At 61.1% G+C, this 24,434-nt stretch carries 21 protein-coding genes; 11 read left to right on the forward strand and 10 right to left on the reverse strand.

The features are described from left to right. The first annotated feature begins 8 nt into the window (after window positions 1-8). The 4 genes from ACQ4MY_RS10505 (at window position 9) to ACQ4MY_RS10520 (ending at window position 5,368) form a co-directional block, all read left to right on the forward strand. The gene (locus ACQ4MY_RS10505; protein WP_440094989.1) at window positions 9-287 is read left to right on the forward strand and encodes a DUF3613 domain-containing protein; all 279 of its coding nucleotides are present in this window, start codon (window positions 9-11) and stop codon (window positions 285-287) included. A gap of 1,295 nt (window positions 288-1,582) precedes the next feature. Continuing rightward, entirely contained in the window at window positions 1,583-1,945 is a 363-nt protein-coding gene (locus tag ACQ4MY_RS10510; RefSeq protein ID WP_440094990.1) for a DUF6124 family protein, read from the forward strand. A gap of 489 nt (window positions 1,946-2,434) precedes the next feature. Beyond that, a complete protein-coding gene (locus tag ACQ4MY_RS10515) occupies window positions 2,435-2,812 on the forward strand; it encodes a DUF6124 family protein (protein WP_440094991.1) in 378 nt (125 codons plus the stop codon). 174 nt (window positions 2,813-2,986) lie between these two features. After that, the gene (locus ACQ4MY_RS10520) at window positions 2,987-5,368 is read left to right on the forward strand and encodes an autotransporter outer membrane beta-barrel domain-containing protein (RefSeq protein ID WP_440094992.1); all 2,382 of its coding nucleotides are present in this window, start codon (window positions 2,987-2,989) and stop codon (window positions 5,366-5,368) included. Window positions 5,369-5,469: 101 nt separating this feature from the next. On the opposite strand, the gene ACQ4MY_RS10525 is transcribed toward ACQ4MY_RS10520, so the two are convergent. The 4 genes from ACQ4MY_RS10525 to ACQ4MY_RS10540 all read right to left on the reverse strand — a co-directional run bounded on the left by ACQ4MY_RS10525 (window position 5,470) and on the right by ACQ4MY_RS10540 (window position 11,415). Continuing rightward, window positions 5,470-7,140, reverse strand: coding sequence for a ShlB/FhaC/HecB family hemolysin secretion/activation protein (locus ACQ4MY_RS10525; protein WP_440094993.1), 1,671 nt, complete (start codon window positions 7,138-7,140; stop codon window positions 5,470-5,472). Window positions 7,141-7,273: 133 nt separating this feature from the next. Beyond that, window positions 7,274-8,836: a collagen-like triple helix repeat-containing protein gene (locus tag ACQ4MY_RS10530; protein WP_440094994.1), complete on the reverse strand. Its 1,563-nt coding sequence runs from the start codon at window positions 8,834-8,836 to the stop codon at window positions 7,274-7,276. A gap of 369 nt (window positions 8,837-9,205) precedes the next feature. Then, window positions 9,206-10,060: a MaoC family dehydratase gene (locus ACQ4MY_RS10535; RefSeq protein WP_440094995.1), complete on the reverse strand. Its 855-nt coding sequence runs from the start codon at window positions 10,058-10,060 to the stop codon at window positions 9,206-9,208. Between the two features lie 2 nt (window positions 10,061-10,062). Beyond that, window positions 10,063-11,415, reverse strand: a complete 1,353-nt coding sequence (locus ACQ4MY_RS10540; RefSeq protein WP_440094996.1) for a 3-oxoacyl-ACP reductase — start codon at window positions 11,413-11,415, stop codon at window positions 10,063-10,065. Window positions 11,416-11,647: 232 nt separating this feature from the next. Between ACQ4MY_RS10540 and ACQ4MY_RS10545 the strand changes: the two genes are divergently transcribed. The 3 genes from ACQ4MY_RS10545 (at window position 11,648) to ACQ4MY_RS10555 (ending at window position 15,530) form a co-directional block, all read left to right on the forward strand. After that, window positions 11,648-12,925: an acetyl-CoA C-acetyltransferase gene (locus ACQ4MY_RS10545; protein WP_440094997.1), complete on the forward strand. Its 1,278-nt coding sequence runs from the start codon at window positions 11,648-11,650 to the stop codon at window positions 12,923-12,925. Window positions 12,926-13,264: 339 nt separating this feature from the next. Then, complete coding sequence (locus tag ACQ4MY_RS10550) at window positions 13,265-14,161, forward strand: PA4780 family RIO1-like protein kinase (protein ID WP_158832456.1); 897 nt, start codon at window positions 13,265-13,267, stop codon at window positions 14,159-14,161. Between the two features lie 160 nt (window positions 14,162-14,321). Next, the gene (locus tag ACQ4MY_RS10555) at window positions 14,322-15,530 is read left to right on the forward strand and encodes an MFS transporter (protein WP_440094998.1); all 1,209 of its coding nucleotides are present in this window, start codon (window positions 14,322-14,324) and stop codon (window positions 15,528-15,530) included. Here the strand turns inward: ACQ4MY_RS10555 and cueR are convergent. From cueR to ACQ4MY_RS10570, 3 genes are all read right to left on the reverse strand, one after another. After that, complete coding sequence (cueR, locus tag ACQ4MY_RS10560) at window positions 15,484-15,897, reverse strand: Cu(I)-responsive transcriptional regulator (RefSeq protein ID WP_095122009.1); 414 nt, start codon at window positions 15,895-15,897, stop codon at window positions 15,484-15,486. The two genes, ACQ4MY_RS10555 and cueR, sit on opposite strands and share 47 nt — an antisense overlap. After that, entirely contained in the window at window positions 15,894-18,287 is a 2,394-nt protein-coding gene (gene cueA, locus ACQ4MY_RS10565) for a copper resistance metal-translocating P1-type ATPase CueA (protein ID WP_440094999.1), read from the reverse strand. The genes cueR and cueA overlap by 4 nt, the downstream gene beginning before the upstream one ends. Window positions 18,288-18,531: 244 nt before the next feature. Then, window positions 18,532-18,915, reverse strand: a complete 384-nt coding sequence (locus tag ACQ4MY_RS10570; protein ID WP_008082166.1) for a hypothetical protein — start codon at window positions 18,913-18,915, stop codon at window positions 18,532-18,534. 148 nt (window positions 18,916-19,063) lie between these two features. On the opposite strand from ACQ4MY_RS10570, the gene ACQ4MY_RS10575 reads away from it, so the two are divergent. Next, a complete protein-coding gene (locus ACQ4MY_RS10575; protein WP_440095000.1) occupies window positions 19,064-19,261 on the forward strand; it encodes a cation transporter in 198 nt (65 codons plus the stop codon). 169 nt (window positions 19,262-19,430) lie between these two features. Further along, window positions 19,431-20,633, forward strand: a complete 1,203-nt coding sequence (locus ACQ4MY_RS10580; protein ID WP_440095001.1) for a multidrug effflux MFS transporter — start codon at window positions 19,431-19,433, stop codon at window positions 20,631-20,633. Window positions 20,634-20,638: 5 nt separating this feature from the next. On the opposite strand, the gene ACQ4MY_RS10585 is transcribed toward ACQ4MY_RS10580, so the two are convergent. The 3 genes from ACQ4MY_RS10585 to ACQ4MY_RS10595 all read right to left on the reverse strand — a co-directional run bounded on the left by ACQ4MY_RS10585 (window position 20,639) and on the right by ACQ4MY_RS10595 (window position 22,314). Next, entirely contained in the window at window positions 20,639-20,812 is a 174-nt protein-coding gene (locus ACQ4MY_RS10585) for a hypothetical protein (protein WP_007914687.1), read from the reverse strand. A gap of 162 nt (window positions 20,813-20,974) precedes the next feature. Then, entirely contained in the window at window positions 20,975-21,988 is a 1,014-nt protein-coding gene (locus ACQ4MY_RS10590) for a zinc-binding alcohol dehydrogenase family protein (protein ID WP_440095002.1), read from the reverse strand. Window positions 21,989-22,020: 32 nt separating this feature from the next. Beyond that, complete coding sequence (locus ACQ4MY_RS10595; protein ID WP_008082158.1) at window positions 22,021-22,314, reverse strand: putative quinol monooxygenase; 294 nt, start codon at window positions 22,312-22,314, stop codon at window positions 22,021-22,023. A gap of 119 nt (window positions 22,315-22,433) precedes the next feature. Between ACQ4MY_RS10595 and ACQ4MY_RS10600 the strand changes: the two genes are divergently transcribed. Together ACQ4MY_RS10600 and ACQ4MY_RS10605 are read left to right on the forward strand one after the other, a co-directional pair. Further along, window positions 22,434-23,363: a LysR family transcriptional regulator gene (locus tag ACQ4MY_RS10600; protein WP_008082157.1), complete on the forward strand. Its 930-nt coding sequence runs from the start codon at window positions 22,434-22,436 to the stop codon at window positions 23,361-23,363. A gap of 316 nt (window positions 23,364-23,679) precedes the next feature. After that, a complete protein-coding gene (locus ACQ4MY_RS10605; RefSeq protein WP_008082156.1) occupies window positions 23,680-24,414 on the forward strand; it encodes an ArsR/SmtB family transcription factor in 735 nt (244 codons plus the stop codon). Window positions 24,415-24,434 lie beyond the last annotated feature (20 nt).

A 24,434-nucleotide genomic window follows, 5' to 3' on the forward strand; every position in this document is an offset into this window, starting at 1 on the left:
GCGCGATGATGAAAGCCATCCTTGTCTGTCTTGGTTTGCTCGCTGTGCCGTTGATCAGTCATGCCATCGATGCGGGCCCGGCTTCGGCCCAGCAACAGGAGACTGAAGGCTGGTTGCAATTGCAGGCGCGCAATAAGGTTGCCTCGCCGAAACCGCAAACGGTGACTTCGACCGAGCGCGAGTTGGCCATGCAGCGCTGGCTGAAAAGTTATCAACATGAGATTCCGCAGTTTTTCGATCAGGAGCAGGGGGGTAAGGTCGACAGCGGTTCCGGCAGCGGCGGTTGACCTATGTAGGAGCTGCCGAAGGCTGCGATCTTTGCTCTTTTTGGAGGGGAACCGAGTACATATCCGTTGCTGCGGTAACGGCCGCTCTGGGTTCCGCCCTTACGGCGGGTCACCTTTTCCAAACGCCGAAAAGGTAACCCAAAAGGCTTGCTCCTACGTACGGCCCGCTCGCTAAAGCTCGGGGTTCCTTCGCTCCGGGATCGATCCGGGGAGCATCGCCTACGGTTTGCTTCGCTGCACCTCCTCTCGATGTGTTTGGCTGCGCCAAACGGTCGCTGCGCTCCCACCCCCGAATCAATCCCTCCACTCAGCCTTCCGACGTCGCCCGTGGATCAAGATCAAGAGCCGCAGCCGAGCTAACGCTCATCCTGTTGAGTGGTGAAAAGCAAAAGCGATGCGCGTTCTGCCCTCGCTTTTTTTAGGAGCTGAGCTTGCTCGCGAAGGCGGCCTACCGCCCAACCCATTCCTTGCAGCCAGCATGCAATCCCTGTGGGAGCTGGCTTGCCAGCGATGGCGGCCTGACGGACGACCATTTTCTGCCTGGATGAACCCAGTCCAACTGTAGGAGTGAGCCTGCTCGCGATGGCGCCTACCGGCCAACCGATTGCTTGCAGCCAGCATGCAATCCCTGTGGGAGATCAAGATCAAGAGCAGCAGCCGAGCTAACGCTCATCCTGTTGAGTGGTGAGAAGCACAAGCGATGCGCGTTCTGCTCTCGCTTTTTGTAGGAGCTGAGCTTGCTCGCGAAGGCGGCCTGACAGCCAACCAATCTCCAACTGATGTACCCGATCCAACTGTAGGAGTGAGCCTGCTCGCGATGGCGCCTACCGGCCCACCCATTTCTTGCAGCCAGCATGCAATCCCTGTGGGAGCTGGCTTGCCAGCGAAGGCGGCCTTACACCCAACCAATCTCCAACTGAATGCCCCTCTCCCAATACAGTAGCCGTCCCCGGTTTCATCGTTTGCGTTTGTTTAAACGTGTTTCAAATTCACGGAACCTTCCCACAAGCTTTTCAGGTTGTCCGTCAGACGTGCGCTCTCTAGTCTTGGGTCGTCGCTGCCATTGCAGCGGCCAGGTGTGGAAACCTGAAATTCAAGTAGATGCACAGCACCATCACCGTAATCGTTGTCGGCGACTTCTTTCGTCTGCAAACTGTGTCGCGGCGGCTGTGCGTGGGCAGACTTCGGTCTGGCCGGTTGCCTACTTATCGGTATTTCCACCCTGCGCATAGCTGCCACCTTTTGTCGTGTGGAAACGACAAGAGCTGGCTCCCACAGCCAAGTAGGAGTTTTTCATGGACAAGCTGATTCCCGACCCGCCCCAAGATTTCACCACCCCACTCGAAGACGCGATCCGCATCGACGATCAAGTCAAAAACCGCGAAGCCATAAAACGCGCCCTCGACTTCTACCTGTGCCCCACCCCTTCAAAACCTTACCAGCCGAGCACGATGTTCCTCGTCCATCCAAACATCGACACTGAAAGCCTGCTCGCCCACGCCTGTGAATCGCTGGCGTCGGCCAACGTCATGGCCAGCGATTTCGCCGACCAGCTCAGCCGCCCGCAGCGCAACACGGCGCTGGCGATTCAGCAAATCGTCATGCTCGCCGAACTGGCAGTGAGCCGCGCACTCGACCGGATTGATCCGCAAACCTGAACCACCCCTGTAGGAGCTGCCGCAGGCTGCGATCTTTTGATCTGGCTTTTTAAAAATCAACGTCAAAAGATCGCAGCCTGCGGCAGCTCCTACATGGATCGCGGTCAATTTCGGAGCCGGGCTCGCCCGCGAGGGGCCAGCCCAGGCACCTCATCACTTACGCTTGTTTAAGCGTGTTTGAAATTACCGGAACCTTCCCACAAGCTTTTCAGGTTGTCCGTCGGACGTGCGCTCTCTAGGCTTGGGTCGTCGCTGAACACTCAGCGATCGGGTGTGAGAATCCGGCAACTTATGGTCATCCAGTGTCTGTGCACGCATAATCGCCGCCAGCTTATCCGCTGTCTGTAATGCGTCATGGCGGCTGTGTGCGGGCAGGCTTCGGTCTGGCCGGGTGTCCATAACCGGTATTCTCACCCCGCATATAGCTGCCACCTTTGGGCTGCGTGAGAACGGCCATGGGTAGCACCAAAGACTGTGGAGATTGTTTTAATGGACAAGCTGATTCCCGACCCACCCCAAGATTTCACCACCCCACTCGAAGACGCCATCCGCATCGACGATCAAGTCAAAAACCGCGAAGCGATCAAACGCGCCCTCGACTTCTACCTGTGCCCCACCCCTGCAAAACCCTACCAGCCGAGCACGATGTTCCTCGTGCAGCCAAACATCGACACCGAAAGCCTGCTCGCCCACGCCTGTGAATCGCTGGCGTCGGCCAACGTCATGGCCAGCGATTTCGCCGACCAGCTCAGCCGCCCGCAGCGCAACACGGCGCTGGCGATTCAGCAGATTGTGATGCTTGCTGAGTTGGCGGTGAGCCGAGCGCTGGATCGGATTGATACGCAAACCTGTCGATTGCCTGGATAAGGATGCCGTCGGTCAAGCGGATGCCATCATTTTGACTTTTAAGTGGTGTCAAAATGATGGCTCATGTACATTCCCCGCGCCCGAACCAGGCCTACTGGAGGGTCGGTAGGGATGCCAGTTAAGTATGTGAGCCCTGCTGAAACTGTTTCATAAAGTTTTGGAAGGGAATCACGCTTGAATACCGCACGCTTGCGCCAATCGTTGCTGGCGCTCTCTATTGCCGCTGCGACGCTGCACACCTCTGCCGCCGTGGCCGCCGACCTGAACTACGATCTCAGCGGCGGACCGCTGAACAGTAACCTGCAGACCTGGGGCCTGATCGAGCTTAACGGCAACGGGACGATGGCTCCCGGGGCGCCGTCAACGTTCACTTATGGCGCTCAGTTCGCGGGACTGACGGCCACCCAGTTGCGCAACAACGGTGCTATCCGCATTGAGGGTGCCAACCATGGTGTGGGTATCAGCCTGGGTTCCTCGGGCGCCGTGCCAAGCAAAATTACCGATAACCTGATTAACGCTGGCTCGATCTCGGTTCACGGATTGAGCGGTTCCGGCGATTCCACCGGTATTGGCGATATCGGCAGCACGATAGGTGGGGCGATCTCAAACACTGGTGTTATCGACGTCAGTGGCGAGCGCGCCAGCGGCGTCATGCTGGTGCACACCACGTTAGGCGGAATCAACAATAGCGGCACGATCAGCGCCAGCGGTACAGATGCGCTAGGCGTGTTTTTCGACGGCGCCACACTCACCAACCCGATCTACAACGCTGGCGTGATCCGCGCCAGCGGCAGCAATGCCCAAGCGCTGACGCTGGAAGGTGTGAAGTTCACCTCCAGTGGCTGGCTGTACAACAGCGGTACCATTTCCGGTGAGTCGATTGGTGTTCACGTCAGTGACCAGACAGCCGGCAGCGGTCTGTCGAGGATTTATCAACTGACGGGGTTGATCGAGGGCGGTACGGCGGCGATCAAGGTCGATGACGGGCAAACGTATTTCGACTTCTTCGGCGGTACCGTCAAGGGCGATATGCTTGGTTTGGCCGGCGTGCTGGTCGATGGCGACGCAACTTTCGACGGTTCGACCATCAAGTCCGGTTACGTCACGATCGAGGAAGGCACCCTGACGCTGGTGCGCCCGCACACCACGATCATCGGCGATTTCGACATGGAAGAAGCCAACTCGGTGCTGGAGCTGTACCTGGGCAATGACACCAATTCTGCGCTGCCGGTATTGAAAGTTACCGGGACGACCGACATTGCGCCTGGCGCGCAGTTACGTTTGCTCGCACGTTCCAGTGACTTCCGTGTGACCCCCGGCGGCACGCATTACACCTTGATCAGCTCGGGTAATCTGCTCGGCGGTAACAACCTGACCGTGACCTCCAGCTCCGCGCTGCTGGATGTGAAAAGCTTCGGTGTCGAAGGCAATGACATCACCACAGTGGTGACGACCAAGTCCGCTGAAGAACTGGCAGACAACACGCTGGCCGTCGGCGGCAGTGTCAACGCAGCCAGGGCGATCGGTCGTCTGTCCAGTTCGCTGATGAGTCGACTCGACGAGCAGGATCCGGTGTACCAGGCTTTCGCCAATGCCGACACCGATGCTGAGTTGGCGCGCCTGTCCGAGACCCTCAGCCCGGACGTCAGCCGTGGCGTTCTGCATGCCGCAACCAGCAGCCAGACGCTGGTTTCCGCTGTGATCAACGAGCGCTCCACACGCGCGCGCGCACAATCGGGCTCCAGTGAAAAAGGGGTCTGGCTGCAAGCCTTGAGCAGTGATGCCGACCAGGATGAACGTCGTGGCGTGAGCGGGTACGACGCCGACAGTCACGGGATCGCGGTGGGGGCCGACGGTCAGTTGAACGCCGATACGACACTCGGCCTGGCGTACAGCTACCTCGATACCGACGTGAAATCCGATCTGGGCAACAAGACCCAAGTCACCGGGCATGCGCTGACCGTGTACAGCAACTGGGTGCACGACAACTGGTTCGTCGACTCGTCGCTGATGTACGGCTGGAACGACAACCAATCGAAACGCTACATCGCCGGCACACGCGCCAAGGGCGATTACGACAGTGACGTGTTCGGCGTGAGCGCGCTGGCCGGTTACAGCTGGCACCTGCTGCCTGCTGTGGTAATCGAGCCGCAGGTCGGTGCCCGTTATGCCAACGTCGGTATGGATGCTTATCGCGAGAAGGGCAGTTCGGCGTCGTTGAATGTCGGCAGCCAGCGTTACGAAGTCGCTGAAATGGGTATGGGTACACGTCTGGCGGCGGCGTTTGCGGTCGGCAACGGCAGCCTTGAGCCTGAAGCGAAACTTATGGCCTGGCACGATTTTATCGGTGACAAGGTCGGCACTACATCGTCGTTTGTACTGGGCGGCGATTCGTTCAGCAGCCGTGGCACCACTCCAGTGCGTGACAGTTATGAACTGGGTCTGGGGGCCAACTATCGCGTCGGCGCCTGGAGTGTCGGCGGCTCGTACAACTACGTGACGGCCAGCGGCTTTGATTCCGACGGTTTCACGGCAAAAGTGCGCTACGCCTTCTAACCGGTGTAGGAGCTGCCGCAGGCTGCGATCTTTTGATCTGGCTTTGTAAAAAAACAACATCAAAAGATCGCAGCCTTCGGCAGCTCCTACAGGGGAGGGTTTTAGAGTTGGTAGCTGAAGCTGATGCTGTAACGCGGCCGGCGGTTGAAGGTGTCGAGCGCTTCGTCGGACATGGCTTTCGCCGCTTCCAGGGCGATGTTGTAGTACTTGGCATCGCCAAAGCGCAGACCGATTGCTGCCGATGACAGGCTGTTGGCTTGTACCGGCAGTTCATTGAACCAGCTGCGCGAGCGGTCCAGCACAACATACGGCTGCAGAATCCTCACCCAGTTGCCGTCGCGGTTGAAGCTGTAGTTGACCTCATACGCCACGCCCCAACCCTTGTCGCCGGACGCCTGATCATCCGGGTAACCGCGACCGAAATTCTGCCCGCCGAATACTGCGCGCTCGCTGTCGGGCAAGCTGTCGTCGCTCCAGTACAGCGCCGCCGACAACACGCCCTGCCAGTTGTCGAAGAACTTGTCGCTCTGTACCCCGGACAGGCGCACGCGGAAGAAGTCCAGATCGATGGCGCTGTTGTTGGTTTTTGCGCCCATGCTGTCCAGGCCCTGATACACGCCGCCACTCAAAATCCGCAGTTGCCGGGCGTCGGCTTTGCGCCAGTCGCTTTCGAAGGCGAGGGCGCGGATGTCGGTGCGCTCTTCGACGCTCAGCGGGTAGCCGATGACGTTGTAGCGGGTCTTGTCGTTGACCGCATACAGCCGCGAACCGGCGGTGAGCAGTTCGTTGGAGGCGGCAATCAATGGCAGGGTGAAGCCGATCGAATAGCGGTCGTTCTCGCGATGTGGTTTGAGCTCCAGGCCATTGTTGAGCAGCACGTTGGTGCCGGGGTCGGCGCGATAACGGGAAGCCGACAACGCCAGTTGCGCGCCTTCGTCGTTGAAGAACTGGTTGTAGTCCAGACGGTAGTAATGTTCTTTGTCGTCGCCCGGCGGAAACAGTCCGCTGAGGGACAACTGCTCGCCCATCGACGTCTGCGAATTGCTGCTGACACCGAGCAGCGCCTGCGTGCCGTTGCGGTTGTCTTCAGTGGTGCTCAGCGTGCTGGTAAACGGCTTGCGGCTGGCTTCGGCCACCAGGGTCGTCGCGCCGTCGGTGGTGCCCGGTGGTGGCACTTGGGCCTGAACGGTCACGCCGGGGATGCGCGTCATCAGCGTGGTGTAGCGCTCGAACGTCTTGCGCGTCAGCGGCCGCTCGGCCTGCATTTTCGCCGCCAGTTTGTCGAGCAGGCCTTTGACCCGGCCGATGTCACCCTGGATCTGGATATCGCGGACATAGCCTTCCACCAGCACCACGCGAGCTACGCCGTCATCAAAATTCTGCTGTGGCAGAAACGCGTAGGAGAGCAGGTAGCCGTCCTGCTGATAGCGCCGGGTGATGTTGCGCGTGGCTTCGATCAGGTCGGCGAGGCTGGTTTCGTGGCCAATCAGCGGTTTGTAATTGTCGGCCAGTTCGTTCAGTGGGTAGATCGTGCCGCCTTCGATTTGCACGGTCTTGAGGCTGATTTTGGTGCTCATCATCAACGGCTGCGCCGCGGTCGCACCGGCATCCGGTACTTGCACCGGGGCGGCGCTGGGGCGATAGGCGTCGGCCGGCAAGTTGGGTACGGGCAGGTTGCGGATGGTTTCGTTGCTGTTGAGGAAGCTGGGCAGGGTGTCGGCGAGGGCAGCGGAACTGAGGCTGAGGAACAGCAGGGACGCCATAACGCGCATAGGACACTCCATGGTCAGGTCGCAGCTCGGGGCTGTTTTTTCCTAAGAAAAAAGCGGAAGACTCGTGGGAATCTTCCGCCCTCAACCAAGCGTAGGCGCTGTAGGTGAGGCCGTCGAATCGGCCAGGTGCAATTTAGCGTTTGTTGCCACCAAGGGCGCCGGTTAGACCACCGAGCACACCGCCCAGACCGCCACCGGTGGTGCCCCCGCTGGCACCGCCGTTGACCAGCCCGCCGACCGCGGTGACGGTGCTGCCGACGTTGGTTACCAGCCCACCGACGGCGGTAGTAACCGGATTGTTGGTGGCGGCAATCGCGCCACCGAGGTTGCCCACCGCACCGCCAACCTGGCTGGTGAGACCGGCGACTGGCGAGCCGATACCGGTGGCGGCGCCCAATTGTTGGGTCACGTTGGTGACGCCGCTGGTAACCGGGTTCAGCGCTGTGCCCAAAGTGGCGCCCACGGTGGCCAGTGGTGAAGTCGTAGCGGTGATCGGTGAGCCCGAGCCGCCCAGCACAGTGTTCAGCGAAGCGACGGTATTACCCAGACCGACAGCGCTGACGCCGCCGGCGCTGACCACGCCGTTGGTGTTGCCGGCATTCAGGCCTGCGCCGACGTTGACCACTGCGCCACCGACAGTTTGCAGCAGACCGGTGCCGCCGAGGCCACCACCGAGGCCTCCGCCAACTCCGCCGCCAGAGCCGGAACCAGTGCCGTTGGATACCAGACCTCCAGCCTTGCCGACCGCAGTACCGGCATTGCTCAGTGCTCCGCCGAGGGTGTTGGTCAGGGCATTGCCGTTGCCAGCGTCAGTCACTTTGTCACCCACGCCGTTGACGGTATCGCCGACTTTCTGAATCACACCTTTGAGTGGATCGCCCAGACCGGTTGCGCTGCCGAGTTTGTCGGTGGTGCTCTCCACCATGGCGATCACTGGCACCAGGCTGCTGCCAAGTTTGTTGGTCAGTTGGCTGGTCGGGCCATTGGTCAGGGTGGTGTCGAGGGTATTGCCGAGCATGGTGACTTTTTCGCCGACGCCGTCGAGCAGCGGCGCCACTTTGGTGACCACGCCACCGACCACGGGAACACTGCCGGTCGCCGTCGCCAGTTTGCCGCTGAGATCGGACACGCCGTTGCCGACATCGGTGACCACTCCGCCAACCGATGCAACCGTAGTGGTCAGGCCTTTAGGATCGGTCGCCAGTTTGCCAATGCCGTTGGCCACGCCGTCACCCAGGGTGGTGACCACGTTGCCAGCAGTGTTGGCGGCGCTTTGCACCACGCCACCGACCACCGGAACGGTGCTCAGAGAGTCGCCGATCTGGCCAACGCCATCGCCGACGCCGGCAACCGTGGTGCCGACATCCTGCACCAGCGTGGTGGTCACCAGCGGTGTCGGGGTTGGATTGGTTGGGTTGGTCGGATCGGTAGGATCCGTCGGGTTGGTTGGATTGGTCGGATCAGTTGGGTTGGTGCCGCCAGTGCCGCCAGTACCACCGGTTCCGCCGGTGCCTGCGGTATCACCGGTGCCGCCAGTACCACCGGTTCCACCTGTGCCCGCAGTATCGCTGGACGGCGCAGAACTGCCGGAGCTGCTGTGATGGCCGCCACCGCCGCTGCTGCAACCGGTAAGGCCGAGGGAGAGAATCAATGCCAGCGCGATTGCTGATTTGCACCACACGTCTTGAGTTTTCATGATTGAGATTCCTTGCACCTGTCGCAACGTTCGTTGCCTTCGATGGCCTGCCGATCTGTCGCCGGCAATGCCTCGCCCGTTGCTGCAATCTCAGCCGATGGTGCGAATCCCACCATTCTCAAGTTGGTATTAACGCCTTTATATATAAGGCGCAGTGCAACGCCTAAGGACTAATACCCAAGATATAAACGCGCAAAAAAAAGCCTTGAGAATCAAGGCTGGGTGTTTTCCATCTGCCGGGGCAGGGTGGGGAAAAACTTAAGTGATATACACACAATTAACAGGTCAGCCGCATCACTCTTCCGATGGCTAAGGTAAACCTGTGGCGAGGGCACAAGCTCCCTCGCCACAAAGAGCTGAGTGGAGGGATCAGGCAATCGGCTGCCATTGGCCGACCATGTGTTCCAGATCCTTCGCGCCGATCAGTCGCAATTCACCACTGGACCCCGGCGCACTCGCCAGTAAAGTCACCTCACTCGGCAAACGCACCGGTTTGCGAAAGTGCACCGTTATCTCGACGTTGGCCTTGGGCAAATGATCGGCCAGCGCCGCGAGTGTTTGGGCCTTGTTCCACAAGCCATGGGCAATCGCCGTCGGAAAACCAAACAGTTTGGCGCTCGCCGCACTGAGGTGGATCGGGTTGTAGTCGCCGGCAACCTTGGCGTACTGCCGGCCGATGTCCGCCGGGGCTTTCCAGTGCGCCACTTCCACCAGCGACTGCGCAGGTTCCCAGGCCTGCTCGACGGCCTCGCCCTCAAGCTTGACGCCGCGACAAAGCATCTGGCTTTCGGCCTCCCACAACGGCCCGAGTTGATCGTCCAGCGTGGTCAGCAGATCAAACGTCGCGCCTTTGGGGTGCGGTTGCAGGTTATGCACGCGCACTCTGACCTGCGCTCGACTGATCGCGCCCATCGGCCGCAACACGCGAATGCGGTTGCTCAGGTGAATCAGCCCCAGCAGCGGAAAGGGGAAGTCCTTCGCCGTGAGTAATTGCATTTGCAGGGCGAAGGCGAGGATGTGTGGATACGTCGGCGGCAGCAGGCCATCGTCGGCAAAGCCACAGACTTTGCGATAGTCCGCCAAGCGCTTGCCGTCGACGTCGACCCAACAGCGCAAGCCGCTGTAGGGCAGTTGCGTGCCGGTTATTTTGCGCCGTGTCGCGGCCCGCGCGTACAGCCCGGGCAGACTCGGTTCACGGTCCAGCGTGTGCCATTCGATGCTCATGCTTACGCCCCCAGAACACTTTGCCCACAGACCCGCAGCGCCTGCCCGGTGAACGCGCCGGTGCCCGGTTGCGCCAACCATGCGACAGCCTCGGCAACGTCTTGCGGCAAGCCACCCTGGCCCAGCGAACTCATACGGCGCCCGGCTTCGCGCAGGCCGAAGGGGATGTGCGCGGTCATCTGCGTTTCGATGAAACCCGGCGCCACGGCGTTGATGCTGATGCCGCGTGGCAGCAGTGTCGGCGCCCACGCCTGGGCCAGGCCGATCAAGCCGGCCTTGCTCGCAGCGTAATTGGTTTGCCCACGGTTACCGGCGATGCCACTGATCGAGGCGAGCAGGATCACCCGCGCGTTGTCGCGCAATGTGCCGCTGTCGAGCAGGGCTTTGGTCAACACTTGCGGGGCGTTGAGGTTGACGGCCAGCACCGCGTCCCAGAATTCCGGAGTCATGTTGGCGAGAGTCTTGTCGCGGGTGATCCCGGCGTTGTGCACCAGAATGTCGAGGCCGTCGGGCAACTGTTCGATCAGTTGGGCGCCCGCGTCTTCGGCGCAGATGTCGAGGGTGATGCTGCGTCCGCCAAGACGCGCGGCGAGGGCATCGAGATCGGTTTTCGCCGGCGGCACGTCGAGCAGGATCACCTCGGCGCCGTCGCGGGCCAGGGTTTCGGCGATGGACGCGCCGATGCCCCGCGCTGCGCCGGTGACCAGCGCCTTGCGCCCGGCCAGTGGCCGCGTCCAGTCGGTTACCGGCGTCGCGCAGGCGGTCAGGCGAAGCACCTGTCCGGAGACGAACGCACTTTTCGGCGAGAGGAAGAAGCGCAGCGGGCCTTCGAGTTGATCCTCGGCACCGTCACCGACGTAGATCAATTGCAGTGTGCCGCCGCTGCGCAACTCCTTGGCCAGCGACCGCGAGAAGCCTTCCAGCGCTCGTTGTGCGCTGGACGCAAACGGATCGTCGAGGGTTTCCGGAGCGCGGCCGAAAATCACCAGGTGCGCGCTGTGCTCAAGGTTTTTCATCAACGGCTGAAAGAATTCACGCAACTGTTTGAGCTGGTCGGTGTGCTGCAACTCGCTGGCGTCGAACACCACGGCCTTGAGTTTCGGACCGTGGCCGGGAATCCATTCGGTGGCGCTCGCGGGCTGCTCGCCATAGCGGTAGATGCTCTCGGTCAAACGGTTGGCGAAGGCACTGACGCGTTCGGCCAGCGGCCCCCCGCCAATCAGCAGCGCGCCTTCCACCGGCCGCAGGCGTCCGGCCTGCCAGCGCTCCAGTCGCACCGGCGACGGCAGGCCCAGTGCCCCGACCAGGCGATGGCCGATGGACGAGTTGGCGAAGTCGATATAGCGGTCAGACATGGAACGCTCTCCAGAAGTTGGGGTTCAAAGTGTGGACTACCGACGGCAATCAATCGTTCGATCCACGCAATAAGGCCTACGCTAGAACAGCAGAGTAGACCACCGTCCCTGTGGGAGCGGGCTTGCCCGCGATGGCGGAGTGTCAGCCACTGAAGATATTGGAGGTGCTGGCCCCATCGCTGGCAAGCCAGCTCCCACAGGGTTCTATGTGAAATTTGAAAAGGAGTCATTCATGAGTCAGCTGCGCCGCGTCGCGATCATTGGCGGTAACCGTATCCCTTTCGCCCGCTCCAACGGCCCGTACGCTACGGCCAGCAATCAGGTGATGCTCACCGCCGCCCTTGAAGGCCTGATCGAACGCTACAACTTGCACGGCCAGCGCATCGGCGAAGTGGTGGCAGGCGCGGTGCTGAAATTGTCACGAGATATGAACCTGACCCGTGAATGCGTGCTCGGCTCGCGCCTGTCGCCGGACACCCCGGCCTATGACATTCAACAGGCTTGCGGCACGGGGCTTGAAGCGGCCCTGCTGGTGGCCAACAAAATCGCCCTCGGGCAGATCGATTGCGGCATTGCCGGGGGCGTCGACACCACCTCGGACGCGCCGATCAGCGTCAGTGAAGGCCTGCGCAAAATCCTCCTGCAAGCCAACCGCGCGAAGACCACCGGCGACAAACTGAAAACCTTCCTGCAACTGCGCCCGAAACACCTGATCCCGGAATTCCCGCGCAACGGCGAGCCGCGTACCGGCCTGTCGATGGGCCAGCATTGCGAGCTGATGGCGCAAACCTGGAACATCCCGCGTGAAGAGCAGGATCAACTGGCCCTCGACAGTCATCACAAACTGGCCGCGTCCTACAGCGAAGGCTGGCACAACGACCTGATGACTCCGTTCCTCGGCCTGACCCGCGACAACAATCTGCGCCCTGACCTGACCCTGGAAAAGCTCGCTTCGCTCAAGCCAGCGTTCGAAAAAAGCGCCAAGGGCACGCTCACGGCGGGCAACTCCACGCCGCTCACCGATGGTGCTTCAGTGGTGCTGCTCGGCAGTGAGGAATGGGCCAGGGAGCGCGGTTTGCCGATCCTTGCGTATCTGCGCGATGGCGAGGCGGCGGCGGTGGATTTCGTCAACGGCGCCGAGGGCCTGCTGATGGCGCCGGTGTACGCGGTGCCGCGCTTGTTGGCCCGCAACGGGCTGACCTTGCAGGATTTCGATTACTACGAAATTCATGAGGCGTTCGCCGCGCAGGTGCTGTGTACGTTGAAAGCCTGGGAAGATCCTGAATACTGCAGAGCCCGCTTGGGCCTGGAGGCGCCGCTGGGTTCGATCGACCGCAGCCGCCTCAACGTCAAAGGCAGTTCGCTGGCGGCAGGGCACCCATTCGCCGCTACGGGGGGACGTATCGTCGCCAACCTGGCCAAACTGCTCGATGCAGCAGGCAAGGGCCGAGGCCTGATTTCGATCTGCGCGGCAGGCGGCCAAGGCGTCACCGCCATTATCGAAAGATGAATCGGACCTGTGGGAGCGGGCTTGCCCGCGATGAGGCCATCAGATTCGATCTCTGTATTGACGCTGCCACAGCCATCGCTGGCAAGCCAGCTCCCACAGGTTTGTAGGTCTGTGCCTGAGGACGCGTACCGGCGGATGTCAGATTCTGTCGCAAATGCCCTCGACGGACGATAACAACAATCAAGGCCGGCTCGGCTATGATTCGCTGCGGTCGATTTTTCGGCACAGTGTGTGCATTCACAGGTTCACAGGTCGGCAACCCTTCCCCGAGATGCGAGGATTGCCGTATAACGAGTGACATTCGCGTGTTTGGTAATAAAGGACCCACAATAAAAGCTGATGAAGACTCCAAAACGCATTGAACCGCTGATCGAAGACGGTCTGGTTGACGAGGTGCTGCGACCACTCATGAGTGGTAAAGAAGCAGCTGTTTATGTGGTGCGCTGCGGCAACGAGTTACGTTGCGCCAAGGTCTACAAGGAGGCAAACAAACGTAGTTTCCGCCAGGCAGCCGAGTATCAGGAAGGCCGCAAGGTGCGTAACAGCCGTCAGGCGCGCGCGATGGCCAAGGGCTCGAAATTCGGTCGCAAAGAGACCGAAGACGCCTGGCAGAACGCCGAAGTGGCGGCGCTGTTCCGTCTGGCTGGCGCCGGTGTGCGCGTGCCCAAGCCGTTCGACTTTCTCGAAGGCGTGCTGCTGATGGAACTGGTGGCCGACGAATACGGCGATGCAGCGCCGCGTCTCAACGACGTGGTACTGGAGCCGGATCAGGCCCGTGAATATCACGCGTTCCTGATTTCGCAGATCGTGCTGATGTTGTGTACCGGTCTGGTGCACGGTGACCTCTCGGAGTTCAACGTGCTGCTGACACCGACCGGCCCGGTGATCATCGACCTGCCACAAGCGGTCGACGCTGCCGGCAACAACCACGCGTTCAGCATGCTTGAGCGTGACGTTGGCAACATGGCTTCGTATTTCGGTCGCTTTGCGCCGGAGTTGAAGAAGACCAAGTACGCGAAAGAAATGTGGGCGCTGTATGAAGCCGGCACCTTGCACCCGAACAGTGTGCTGACCGGCGAGTTCGACGAGCCGGAAGAGCTGGCAGATGTCGGCGGCGTTATCCGCGAGATCGAAGCGGCGCGACTCGACGAAGAGCGCAAGCAGGCGATCCGTGCGGCGGACGACGAGCCCAAAGGCAAGTCCGAGGAACCGCCTCCACCCCCGTGGATGCAGTAACCGCATAAACAAAAACCCGGCCTCGGCCGGGTTTTTTGTCTTCAGAACACCACTAATCCCTTGTAGGAGCTGCCGAAGGCTGCGATCTTTTGATCCTGGCGATCGATCAGACACACGATCAAAAGATCGCAGCCTGCGGCAGCTCCTACAAGGATCGTATGTGAGTACCTTACGCAACACACACTTGATCGTCACCGCGCGACTGATCTCCGATTTCGGCGCATTTCTCAACATGGTCGCGCTGGCGACTTACGTCTATTTGCTCAGCAACAGCGCCATGAGCGTCGGCATTTTCCTCGCCAGTCGCGTCGGCGGGGGGATTGTTGCCAGCCTGATCGGCACGCGGTTCTACCGCCGCTGGAATGGCCGGCTGCCGTTGATTGCATTCGATCTGTTGCGCGCCTGCCTGCTCGGTTTGCTGCTGATCACCCCGGTCAGTCAACAAGGGCTGTTGCTGCCGGTGATTGCCTTCGGCCTGGGTTTTGGCAACTCGATGTTCGCCATTGGCCTGAACAGCCAGTTACCGCGTTTGATCCCCGCCGATCAATTGCTCAAGGCCAACGCCTGGATCACCTCGGCCTCTTCGGCAGCGATGGTCGGTGGCAGTCTGGTCTCGGGCTTGCTGGTCGCAGCGTTTGGTTTTGAAACGGTGTTTGCACTGAATGCGCTGACCTATGTGTTGGCGGCGCTGTTGATTGTGCCGCTGCGCTTCGAGGTGCCGACCGTCCATGAAGAATATGCACGCGGTGAATGGTCAGCCCTCAAGCAAGGCCTGCGCGCGACGCCAGTGGTGGCCGCGATGCTCGCGGTAACGATGGCCGACACCTTGGGCAGCGCGGCGCACAACGTCGGTTTTCCGATCATTTCCAAACTGCTCACGCCCGAGTCGGCGAGCACCACGCTGGGCCTGATGCTCGCCGTGTGGGCCAGCGGCAAACTGCTCGGCGCGCGGATCGCCAGTCGCCTCAAAGGCTCGGACAATATCCATCTGGAGCGGCGGTTTTTCTTCGGCGTGGCGCTGATGTCCTGCGGCTTTATCCTGATGTTCCAGCAACACAGCCTCTACGGATTGCTGTTGTTCTCGCTGCCGGCGGGGTTGGGCGACGGCTTTTCCGAAGTCGGCCTGATGTCGCGCCTGCAACGTGAGCCGGAGCATTTGCGCTTGCCGATTTTCAGCTTTTTAACCCTGCTGCAAATGACCGGATTCGGCATCGGCATGTTGATCGCTGCACCATTTTACGCGTGGTGGACGCCGGGTGCCGTGGTCCTGTTGTTCCACGGCATTCCGTTGTGCACCTTGTTCACGGTGAAAATGCTCGCCTTCAAGCGCGAGCGGGTTGCGCGCAGCAGCCCGACGCCAGTTCCTTGAGGATCGGGCAGTCCGGGCGATGGTCGCCGTTGCAGTGTTCGACCAGGTCTTGCAGGGTGTCGCGCAACTCGCCGAGTTCGCGAATCTTCTGGTTCAACTCGTCGATGTGCTGACGCGCCAGCGCCTTCACATCGGCGCTGGCGCGTTGGCGATCCTGCCAGAGGGTCAGCAGTTTGCCGACCTCTTCCAGAGAAAAGCCGAGGTCACGCGAACGCTTGATGAAGGCCAGGGTGTGCAAGTCATCGTCGCCGTAGACGCGATAGCCGCTGTCGGTGCGATGGGCCGCTTTGAGCAAACCGATCGACTCGTAATAGCGGATCATTTTCGCGCTCAGGCCACTGTGTTTGGCCGCTTGACCGATGTTCATCGGTGCTCCTCCAGATCCTTGGGTTTCCAGGTTTTCAACAGTAGCGCATTGCTCACCACGCTGACGCTCGACAGCGCCATCGCCGCCCCTGCCAGCACCGGATTGAGGAAGCCGAACGCCGCCAGCGGAATGCCGATCAGGTTATAGACGAAGGCCCAGAACAGGTTCTGACGAATCTTCGCGTAGGTCTTGCGGCTGATCTCCAGCGCCGCCGGCACCAGCCGTGGGTCACCGCGCATCAGGGTGATACCCGCTGCGTGCATAGCGACATCGGTGCCGCCGCCCATGGCGATGCCGATGTCGGCAGCGGCGAGGGCCGGGGCGTCGTTGATGCCGTCACCCACCATCGCGACCACGCCGGTTTTTTTCAGCTCGGCGACGGTCGCGGCTTTGTCGGCGGGCAGCACTTCGGCGTGGACATTGCGGATGCCCAAGGCTTCGGCGACCACGCGAGCGCTGCCACGGTTGTCGCCGGTCAGCAAATGGCTGTGGATATCTCGCGCGGCGAGTTGTTGCACCGCTTGCAGGGCGCCGGATTTCAGGGTGTCGCCGAAAGCGAACAAACCGAGCACTTTCGGTTCGGGGCTTTGCTCGATCAACCACGACAGCGTGCGGCCTTCGGCTTCCCAGGCTTGAGCGGACTCGCTCAGGTTGCCGGCGCTCAAACCACTTTCTTCGAGCATCCGCCGATTGCCCAGCGCCAGACGTCGGCCATCGAGATTGCCAGCGATGCCGCGACCGGTCAGGGACTGGCTGTCGCTGACATCGGGCACCGGCAGATTGCGTTCTGCCGCGGCATCCAGCACGGCTTTGGCCAGTGGGTGCTCGCTACCGCGTTGCAGCGCGCCAGCCAGTGTCAGCAGGGTATTTTCGTCGCCATCGACCGCACTGAGGTGGGCGATGCGCGGCGTGCCGGAGGTCAGCGTGCCGGTCTTGTCGAACACCACGCTGCTGACTTCATGGGCACGTTCCAGGGCTTCGGCGTCCTTGATCAGAATGCCGTGGCGCGCGGCGACGCCGGTGCCGGCCATGATCGCCGTCGGGGTGGCGAGGCCGAGAGCGCAAGGGCAAGCGATAACCAGAACCGCAACCGCATTGATCAGTGCGGTTTCCAGCGGCGCGCCGTACAGCCACCAGCCAATCAACGTGGCCAGCGCCAGTACCAAGACCGTCGGCACGAAAATCTGACTGACCTTATCCACCAGTTTCTGGATCGGTGCTTTCGCTGCCTGGGCGTCCTCGACCAGACGAATGATTCGCGCCAATACGGTCTCGGCGCCGAGCGCCTGAGTGCGCACCAGCAGGCGACCTTCACCGTTGATCGCGCCGCCGGTGACTTTGTCGCCCGGTTGTTTCGGCACCGGCAGACTCTCGCCGCTGATCAGCGCTTCGTCGGCGTGGCTCTGGCCTTCGATGACTTCGCCATCGACCGGGAAGCGTTCACCGGGTTTGACCAGCACCAGATCGTCGAGACGCAGGGCGCTGATGGCGACGTCCTGTTCGCGGCCGTCGATCACTTGAATCGCCCGTTCCGGGCGCAAGGCTTCGAGGGCGCGGATGGCGCTGGCCGTCTGGCGTTTGGCGCGGCTCTCAAGGTATTTGCCGAGCAGTACCAAGGCAATGACCACCGCCGACGCTTCGAAATACAGATGCGGCATGCGCCCGGCGGCGGTGGCCCATTCGTAGAGACTCAAGCCGTAACCGGCGCTGGTGCCGAGGGCGACGAGCAAGTCCATGTTGCCGGCGCCGGCGCGCACGGCTTTCCACGCAGCGACGTAGAAACGCGCACCGAAGATGAACTGCACCGGCGTGGCGAGGACGAATTGCGCCCACGCTGGCAGCATCCAGTGAATGCCGAACGGTTGCAGCAACATCGGCGCCACCAGCGGCAAGGCCAGGGCGATCGCGCAGATCAGCGCCCAGCGTTCGTGCTTCAGCTTCTGCTGTTGGTTATCGGTTTGCGGGTGTTCGGCTTGCCAGACGCTGGCGGAGTAACCGGCCTTGCTGACGGCGTCGAGCAGCGTCTGTGAATCGACGTGACCGAGCAATTCGAGGTGCGCACGTTCGTTGGCCAGGTTGACGCTGACGCTCTTCACGCCGGGGACTTTGTTCAGGGCCCGCTCGACGCGACCGACGCAGGAAGCGCAGGTCATGCCTTCGATGTTCAGTTCGATAGTTTGCTGCGGGACGCTGTAACCGGCGCGTTCGACCGCTTCCATCAAGGCCGCAAGGCTGTCGCCGGGCGCCTGCACTCGGGCCTGCTCAGTGGCGAGATTGACGCTGACGGCACTGGCGCCGCTGACTTTGCTCAAGGCGCGTTCGACGCGCCCGGCGCAACTGGCGCAGGTCATGCCGGCAATCGGCAGATCGAACGTGATGGAATCGGACATCGGTCGTACTCCCTGTAGTAGATGCCTACAAGGATCAACCTTGCCATGCGGGCAAGGTCAAGCGCCAATCTTCTACCTTCAATGCGCAGACATTTTCAGGTGAAATTCATTGTGGCGAGGGGATTTATCCCCGTCCGGCTGCGCAGCAGTCGCTATCGGTCTAGCTGAAAAGAACAGGGCCGCTTCGCAGCCCAACGGGGATAAATCCCCTCGCCACAAAGGCCTGCACACAATTTGGATTTTCTTAGTATTCGAGATCGGCGCGTTTCAGATAGACGCCTTCGGAATTCATCGCCAAGCGATACTTAAGCACGTCACCGGCATGCAATTTGATCTCCTGCGAACCCGGCGCGAGCATGCCCGGATTGCAACCGGCGACCTGGCCCGGCAGCAATTTCAAGCGCAGCGACACCGTGCCCGGCGGCAGGTTGAAGGAGATGCTTTGCTCCTGCAGCAGTCGCGCCGAGAGCTGATCCTGGATGTATACGCCGATCTCGCAGGAGGTCGACACTTCCAGGCGCTCGCGGGAAATGATCAGCACCGCGTAATCCTCGCCGGCGGCTTGCGCTTGGGGGAGGGCGGCAAAAAGGCTGAGGAAGCCAAACAGGCTGAAAACTGACCAGCGCATGGCTGAATCTCCTGAATTCGAGTCATTGATGCACGCAGCTTGGCCGAGCGCGGCGCCGATTGCCAGCCCGGCAGTTTATTCAAGAACTTGACCTTGCCATCGTGGCAAGCTCGACACTGCCGGCAACCTCACTCAAAGGAGTCATTCCATGCAAGTGTTCAACGTTCAAGGCATGTCCTGCGGTCACTGCGTCAAAGCCATCACCAGCGCGGTGCAGGCCCGGGATCCGGCAGCCAGCGTGCGGGTCGATCTGGCGGCGAAAGAGGTTGGCGTTGAAAGTGCGCTGAGTGCCGAGCAGGTGATTGAGGTTATCAGCGACGAGGGCTACGCCGTCAAACTCGCCTAGAAGCAAAAGATCGCAGCCTTCGGCAGCTCCTACAGGAGACGCATTCATGTAGGAGCTGCCGAAGGCTGCGATCTTTCGCTGTTTTTATAGTTAGCGAGCTATCGGAATGTTCAAGGCGTTCGGGCACAGCTAGACTGTCGGGCTGCCGACTTGCCTACCTGGATGCCTGATGAACTTCCGTACCATTCTGATTCTCGGTGCCTTGACCGCCTTCGGGCCCTTGGCCATCGACTTCTATTTGCCTGCATTTCCCGCGATGGCACTGGCCTTCGGCACGGATGAGAAACATGTGCAGATGACCTTGGCGGCGTATTTTGCCGGCCTGTCGATTGGTCAACTGGCGTATGGCCCGGTGGCGGATCGCTTTGGACGGCGGATTCCGCTGCTTGTCGGTCTCGCACTGTTCACCCTGGCGTCATTGGCCTGCGCCTATGCACCGAACCTGGAATGGCTGATTGGTGCGCGCTTCGTGCAGGCGCTGGGTGGCTGTGCCGGCATGGTGATTTCCCGGGCAGTGGTCAGTGACAAATGCGATGCAGTGGGCTCGGCAAAAGTCTTCTCGCAACTGATGCTGGTGATGGGTCTGGCACCGATTCTGGCGCCGATGCTCGGCGGTCTGCTGGTCAACACCACCGGTTGGCAGTCGATTTTCCTGATGCTGACCGGTTTCAGCGCCCTGGCCGGCCTCGCGGTCGCGTTCGGTCTGCCGGAAAGCATGCCAGCGAGCATGCCTCGCCAACCGTTGTCCGGTGCTTTTCGCCAGTACGCGCGCCTGCTGAGTGATCGCGTCTATCTCGGCCATGCCTTGACCGGCGGCATCGCCATCGCCGGGATGTTTGCCTACATCGCCGGCTCACCGTTCATCTTTATCAAGCTGTATGGCGTGCCGGCTGAGCACTTCGGCTGGCTGTTCGGCACCAACGCGGCGGGTTTCATTTTGGTGGCGCAGGTCAACGCGCGGCTGCTGGCCAAGCGCGGTCCGGCGTTTCTGCTGTCGCGGGCGGTGTGGGTTTATCTGGCGGCGGGGCTGACCTTGCTGGCGGTCAGCGCGTTGCACACCGCATCCCTGTGGCCGCTGCTGATTCCTTTGTTTATCTGCGTGTCCAGCCTGGGTTGCATCAGCCCGAATGCGGCCGCCTGCGCGATGAATGGCCAAGGCGCGCGCGCGGGCAGCGCCTCGGCATTGCTCGGCTGCATGCAATTCAGCGTCGCCGCCGGGGCTTCGGCGCTGGTCGGCGTGTTGCACGACGGCACCGCCGTGCCGATGGCCATCGTCATCAGCGTTTGCGGTTTGCTGGTGGTGTGCGTCGCGTTGCTCACCCGGCGCCTGCAAAATGCCCGGGCGCTGGCGCAAGCGCAGGCCGAGGCCTAAAAACCTCAGCCGGCAGCGCGTTGCTGGCTGCGGTCGGGAATCTGATGGGGCGCGCAAAGTCGCGCTTCGAGGGTGCGAGTGAAGGCCAGCGCTTCGGCTTCACTGCGGAATGTCACGGCGTGTTGGTCCAGTCGAACCTGCCATTGAGACTTTGCCACTTCTTTTATCAGGATCTTCATTGCTGACCTCCCTTGCGTAAAAGATGTATCGCAGAGGCTTCGATTGTAGTCCTGAATACGATCGCAATTGTGACAAGGGTCAGCCATCTGACTGACGGCAAAAGGGGGCGCGCAGCCCCGCCAGCCCCTGTAGGAGCTGCCGAAGGCTGCGATCTTTTGCTCTTAGAAACTTTCTAAAACAATTTTCCCCTTGGCCTTACCGCTTTCCAGCAACTCATGCGCCCGACGCAGATTGGCCGCATTGATCACACCGAAATGCTCTCCCACCGTGGTCTTCAACGTCCCGGCATCAATCAGCTCAGCCACACGATTGAGCAGCTTGTGCTGCTCGATCATGTCCGGCGTCTCAAACAGCGAGCGGGTGTACATGAACTCCCAGTGCAGCGACAGGCTCTTGCGCTTGAGCTTGGTGATATCGAGCGACTTCGGATCGTCGATCAACGCCAGTTTGCCCTGCGGCGCCAGCGCCTCGACCAGTTGATCCAGATGCTGCTCGGTCTGGGTCAGGCTGGCGACGTGAGTGACGTTGTCGATCCCGGCGCGTTTCAGCTCTTCGCTCAGCGGTTGGCTGTGATCGATCACCAGATCAGCACCCAACGCGTTGACCCAATCGCGGGTCTGCTCGCGGGAAGCGGTGCCAATCACCTTCAGCCCGGTCAACTGCTTGGCCAATTGCGTGAGAATCGAACCCACACCCCCGGCCGCGCCAACGATCAACAGGCTCTGCCCTTCATCGCTCTTGCCCTCGCGGATTTGCAGGCGCTCGAACAACAATTCCCACGCGGTAATTGCGGTCAGCGGCAGCGCAGCAGCTTCAGCAAAACCGAGGGATTTCGGCATATGGCCGACGATGCGCTCATCAACCGTGTGCAGCTCGCTGTTGCCGCCAGCGCGGGCAATGGAGCCGGCGTAGAAGACTTTGTCACCGGCCTTGAACAGCGTCACTTCACTGCCGACTGCTTTGACCACACCGGCGACATCCCAGCCCAGCACTTTCGCCGCGCCGTTTTCCGGCGCCACGTTCTGCCGCACTTTGGTGTCGACCGGGTTGACCGAGATGGCTTTGACTTCCACCAGCAGGTCGCGCGGGCCGGCGACCGGTTCTGGCAGTTCGATGTCTTGCAGGGCGTTGTCGTCGGTAATTGGCAGAGATGCGTAATAGGCAATGGCTTTCATGAGTGGCTCCGTACAGGTAATGGAAGAAGGAATCAGGCAATCGCGCCGAGGCGCTTGAGCTCGAAGTGTTCGATGGTCTGGCCGGCAGTGGCCTGAAAGTGCAGGAAGTGCGCGCTGGCGTTGTGCGCCTGGAGAATTTCTTCACTGGCCCAGTGTTCGATCACATAGAAAATCTGCGGGTCGGCGAGATCGCGGTGCAGGTCGTACTGGCTGCAACCGTCTTCGGCGCGGCTCGGTGCAACCAGTGCGCGCAGGCCCTGTTCGAGAAGATCCTGTTGGCCGGGTTTGGCGATCAGGGTGGCGATGGCGGTGAATGGCTGGGACATGCTCGGCTCCAGAGAAGCGGGATGAATTCGATGGGCAGATGATTGGCTATTTCTCTGCAAGATAAAACCGGCTAAAAGAGCAGTCTCTTTCAATATTTTTTTGATAATTGAGGCTGGGAATGCTGCGTTTCGATGACTTGCAGTTGTTTGTCCGGGCGGCGGATCTGGGCAGTCTGTCGGCGGCAGCGCGGGTGATGGACATGTCCGCCGCCGTGGCCAGCGCGGCGTTGAAGCGCATCGAGCAGCAACTCGGCGCGCGTTTGCTGGCGCGTTCGACGCGTAGTTTGCGCCTGACCGCCGAGGGCGAAGGTTTTCTCGAATATGCCCGGGCGGCGCTGAGTAACCTTGATGAAGGCCGGCGTCTGCTGGCCAGCGGGCAGGATCAGGTCAGTGGGGTCTTGCAGTTGTCGGCGCCTTCGGACTTCGGTCGCAATTTGTTATTGCCATGGCTCGATGAATTTCAGCGCGAGCATCCAAAACTGACCGTGCGGCTGTTACTCGGTGACCGCATCGCCGACCTGTTTCGCCAGCCGGTGGACATCGCCTTGCGTTATGGCGAGCCGGAAGATTCCAGCCTGGTTGCATTACCCATCGCCCCGCATAACCGTCGCGTGCTGTGCGCCTCCCCGGCATACCTGGCCCGTCACGGTGAACCGCGCCAACTCGAACAACTGGCTCAACACAATTGCCTGCTGTACATGCTCGGCAGCCGCGTGCATGACCATTGGAGTTTCCATGACGGCAAGCGCGAAGTCGGCCTGACCGTCAGTGGCGACCGCTTCAGTGACGATGCCGACGTGGTGCGTCTCTGGGCGGTGGCCGGGGCCGGGATCGCCTACAAGTCCTGGCTCGACGTGGGCGCCGATGTCCTCGCCGGTCGCCTGAAAGTGCTGCTGCCTGAACTGTTGTGTGAGCGCGCACCGCTGAATTTGTTGTGCGCCCATCGCGCTCAATTGAGTAAGCCGGTGAACCTTTTGAGGGAAATGCTCGCCAGCCGATGCGCTGAATTGAGTAGTCAATTTCCCGCTTTCTCGAAAGTTGATCATTAGTCGCAGGTAAATAGAGAAATTTCACTCAGCAACAATCACCACCTGCGCAGGCCCCGGCGCGGGACGCGGCAGGTAACACGCTTATACTAGCGACCGCCTCATGCCCGCACTGACACCCGGGCCTGCAGACCTTTGTGCCCAGTCGCCCGGGTTTGATTGACGGGCGCGCAACTGCCGCGATCGAGCGCCGCAGCAGGTTGCGTCAGTGGCCTGCGTGGCCCCGGTTCATGGCGTATTTCGCGTCTTGGCCGACGACTCATTACTGGTCAAGATGTCCGCGAGCAGTAGACGATACGATTCAACAGGGAGTGAATATATGGAACATGCACCTTGCATCAGCCAGATCGCCACGTTGCTGGCTGACCCCAAGCGCAGCGCGATGATGTGGGCGTTGATGGACGGCTCGGCCCGGCAAACCGAGGAACTGGCGTTGCTGGCGGGGCTGTCGCCGTCATCCGCCAGCGCTCACCTGACGCGGCTGGCCACGGGGGGCCTGTTGAAAGTCGAAATGCGCGGTCGCAAGCGGTTTTTCCGGCTCTCGGCTCCCGAGGTCGGGGCCGCGATAGAGGCGTTGGCGAGCGCTACCATCGCCAGTGCACCGCGCGACATCCCCGCCGTGTTCAAGCGCTCCACACCCATTGCCAGAGCACCGGCAGCACCGTCGTCATTGTTGCGCGCACGTTTCTGCGATGACCATTTGGGCGGCACGCTGGCCGCCGATCTGTACCAGCGCCTGCTCGATGCTGGCTGGATCGAACAGATCGAGCAACGGGTCGTGGTCACGCTCAAGGGCTCGACGCAACTGGCCAAGCGTGGTGTGTTTATCCAGGCGCTGGCCCACCGCAATGTGCAAGTGGCTTGCGCCTGTCCAGACTGGAGCGAAAGACGCCCGCACATGGGCGGCACGCTCGGTGCGGCGTTGTTGCAGTTGTTCATGCAATCCGGCTGGCTGACCTTGCCTCACGATTCCCGTGCGCTGCAATTGACCGCCACCGGGCAGCGCGAAATCCATCGATTCGCCAAGGAGACCGAGCTGGAAATGGCGTTGTAGAGCAATCGTCGCGTCGCCCA

Source organism: Pseudomonas sp. SM4 (genome assembly GCF_051913165.1).
Taxonomy (GTDB): domain Bacteria; phylum Pseudomonadota; class Gammaproteobacteria; order Pseudomonadales; family Pseudomonadaceae; genus Aquipseudomonas.

Coding starts and splice junctions, on each gene's coding strand:
- ACQ4MY_RS10505 (WP_440094989.1), top strand. CDS start 9: ATGAAAGCCATCCTTGTCTGTCTTGGTTTGCTCGCTGTGCCGTTGATC.
- ACQ4MY_RS10510 (WP_440094990.1), top strand. CDS start 1,583: ATGGACAAGCTGATTCCCGACCCGCCCCAAGATTTCACCACCCCACTC.
- ACQ4MY_RS10515 (WP_440094991.1), top strand. CDS start 2,435: ATGGACAAGCTGATTCCCGACCCACCCCAAGATTTCACCACCCCACTC.
- ACQ4MY_RS10525 (WP_440094993.1), bottom strand. CDS start 7,140: ATGCGCGTTATGGCGTCCCTGCTGTTCCTCAGCCTCAGTTCCGCTGCC.
- ACQ4MY_RS10530 (WP_440094994.1), bottom strand. CDS start 8,836: ATGAAAACTCAAGACGTGTGGTGCAAATCAGCAATCGCGCTGGCATTG.
- ACQ4MY_RS10535 (WP_440094995.1), bottom strand. CDS start 10,060: ATGAGCATCGAATGGCACACGCTGGACCGTGAACCGAGTCTGCCCGGG.
- ACQ4MY_RS10540 (WP_440094996.1), bottom strand. CDS start 11,415: ATGTCTGACCGCTATATCGACTTCGCCAACTCGTCCATCGGCCATCGC.
- ACQ4MY_RS10545 (WP_440094997.1), top strand. CDS start 11,648: ATGAGTCAGCTGCGCCGCGTCGCGATCATTGGCGGTAACCGTATCCCT.
- ACQ4MY_RS10550 (WP_158832456.1), top strand. CDS start 13,265: ATGAAGACTCCAAAACGCATTGAACCGCTGATCGAAGACGGTCTGGTT.
- cueR (WP_095122009.1), bottom strand. CDS start 15,897: ATGAACATCGGTCAAGCGGCCAAACACAGTGGCCTGAGCGCGAAAATG.
- cueA (WP_440094999.1), bottom strand. CDS start 18,287: ATGTCCGATTCCATCACGTTCGATCTGCCGATTGCCGGCATGACCTGC.
- ACQ4MY_RS10570 (WP_008082166.1), bottom strand. CDS start 18,915: ATGCGCTGGTCAGTTTTCAGCCTGTTTGGCTTCCTCAGCCTTTTTGCC.
- ACQ4MY_RS10575 (WP_440095000.1), top strand. CDS start 19,064: ATGCAAGTGTTCAACGTTCAAGGCATGTCCTGCGGTCACTGCGTCAAA.
- ACQ4MY_RS10580 (WP_440095001.1), top strand. CDS start 19,431: ATGAACTTCCGTACCATTCTGATTCTCGGTGCCTTGACCGCCTTCGGG.
- ACQ4MY_RS10585 (WP_007914687.1), bottom strand. CDS start 20,812: ATGAAGATCCTGATAAAAGAAGTGGCAAAGTCTCAATGGCAGGTTCGA.
- ACQ4MY_RS10590 (WP_440095002.1), bottom strand. CDS start 21,988: ATGAAAGCCATTGCCTATTACGCATCTCTGCCAATTACCGACGACAAC.
- ACQ4MY_RS10595 (WP_008082158.1), bottom strand. CDS start 22,314: ATGTCCCAGCCATTCACCGCCATCGCCACCCTGATCGCCAAACCCGGC.
- ACQ4MY_RS10600 (WP_008082157.1), top strand. CDS start 22,434: ATGCTGCGTTTCGATGACTTGCAGTTGTTTGTCCGGGCGGCGGATCTG.
- ACQ4MY_RS10605 (WP_008082156.1), top strand. CDS start 23,680: ATGGAACATGCACCTTGCATCAGCCAGATCGCCACGTTGCTGGCTGAC.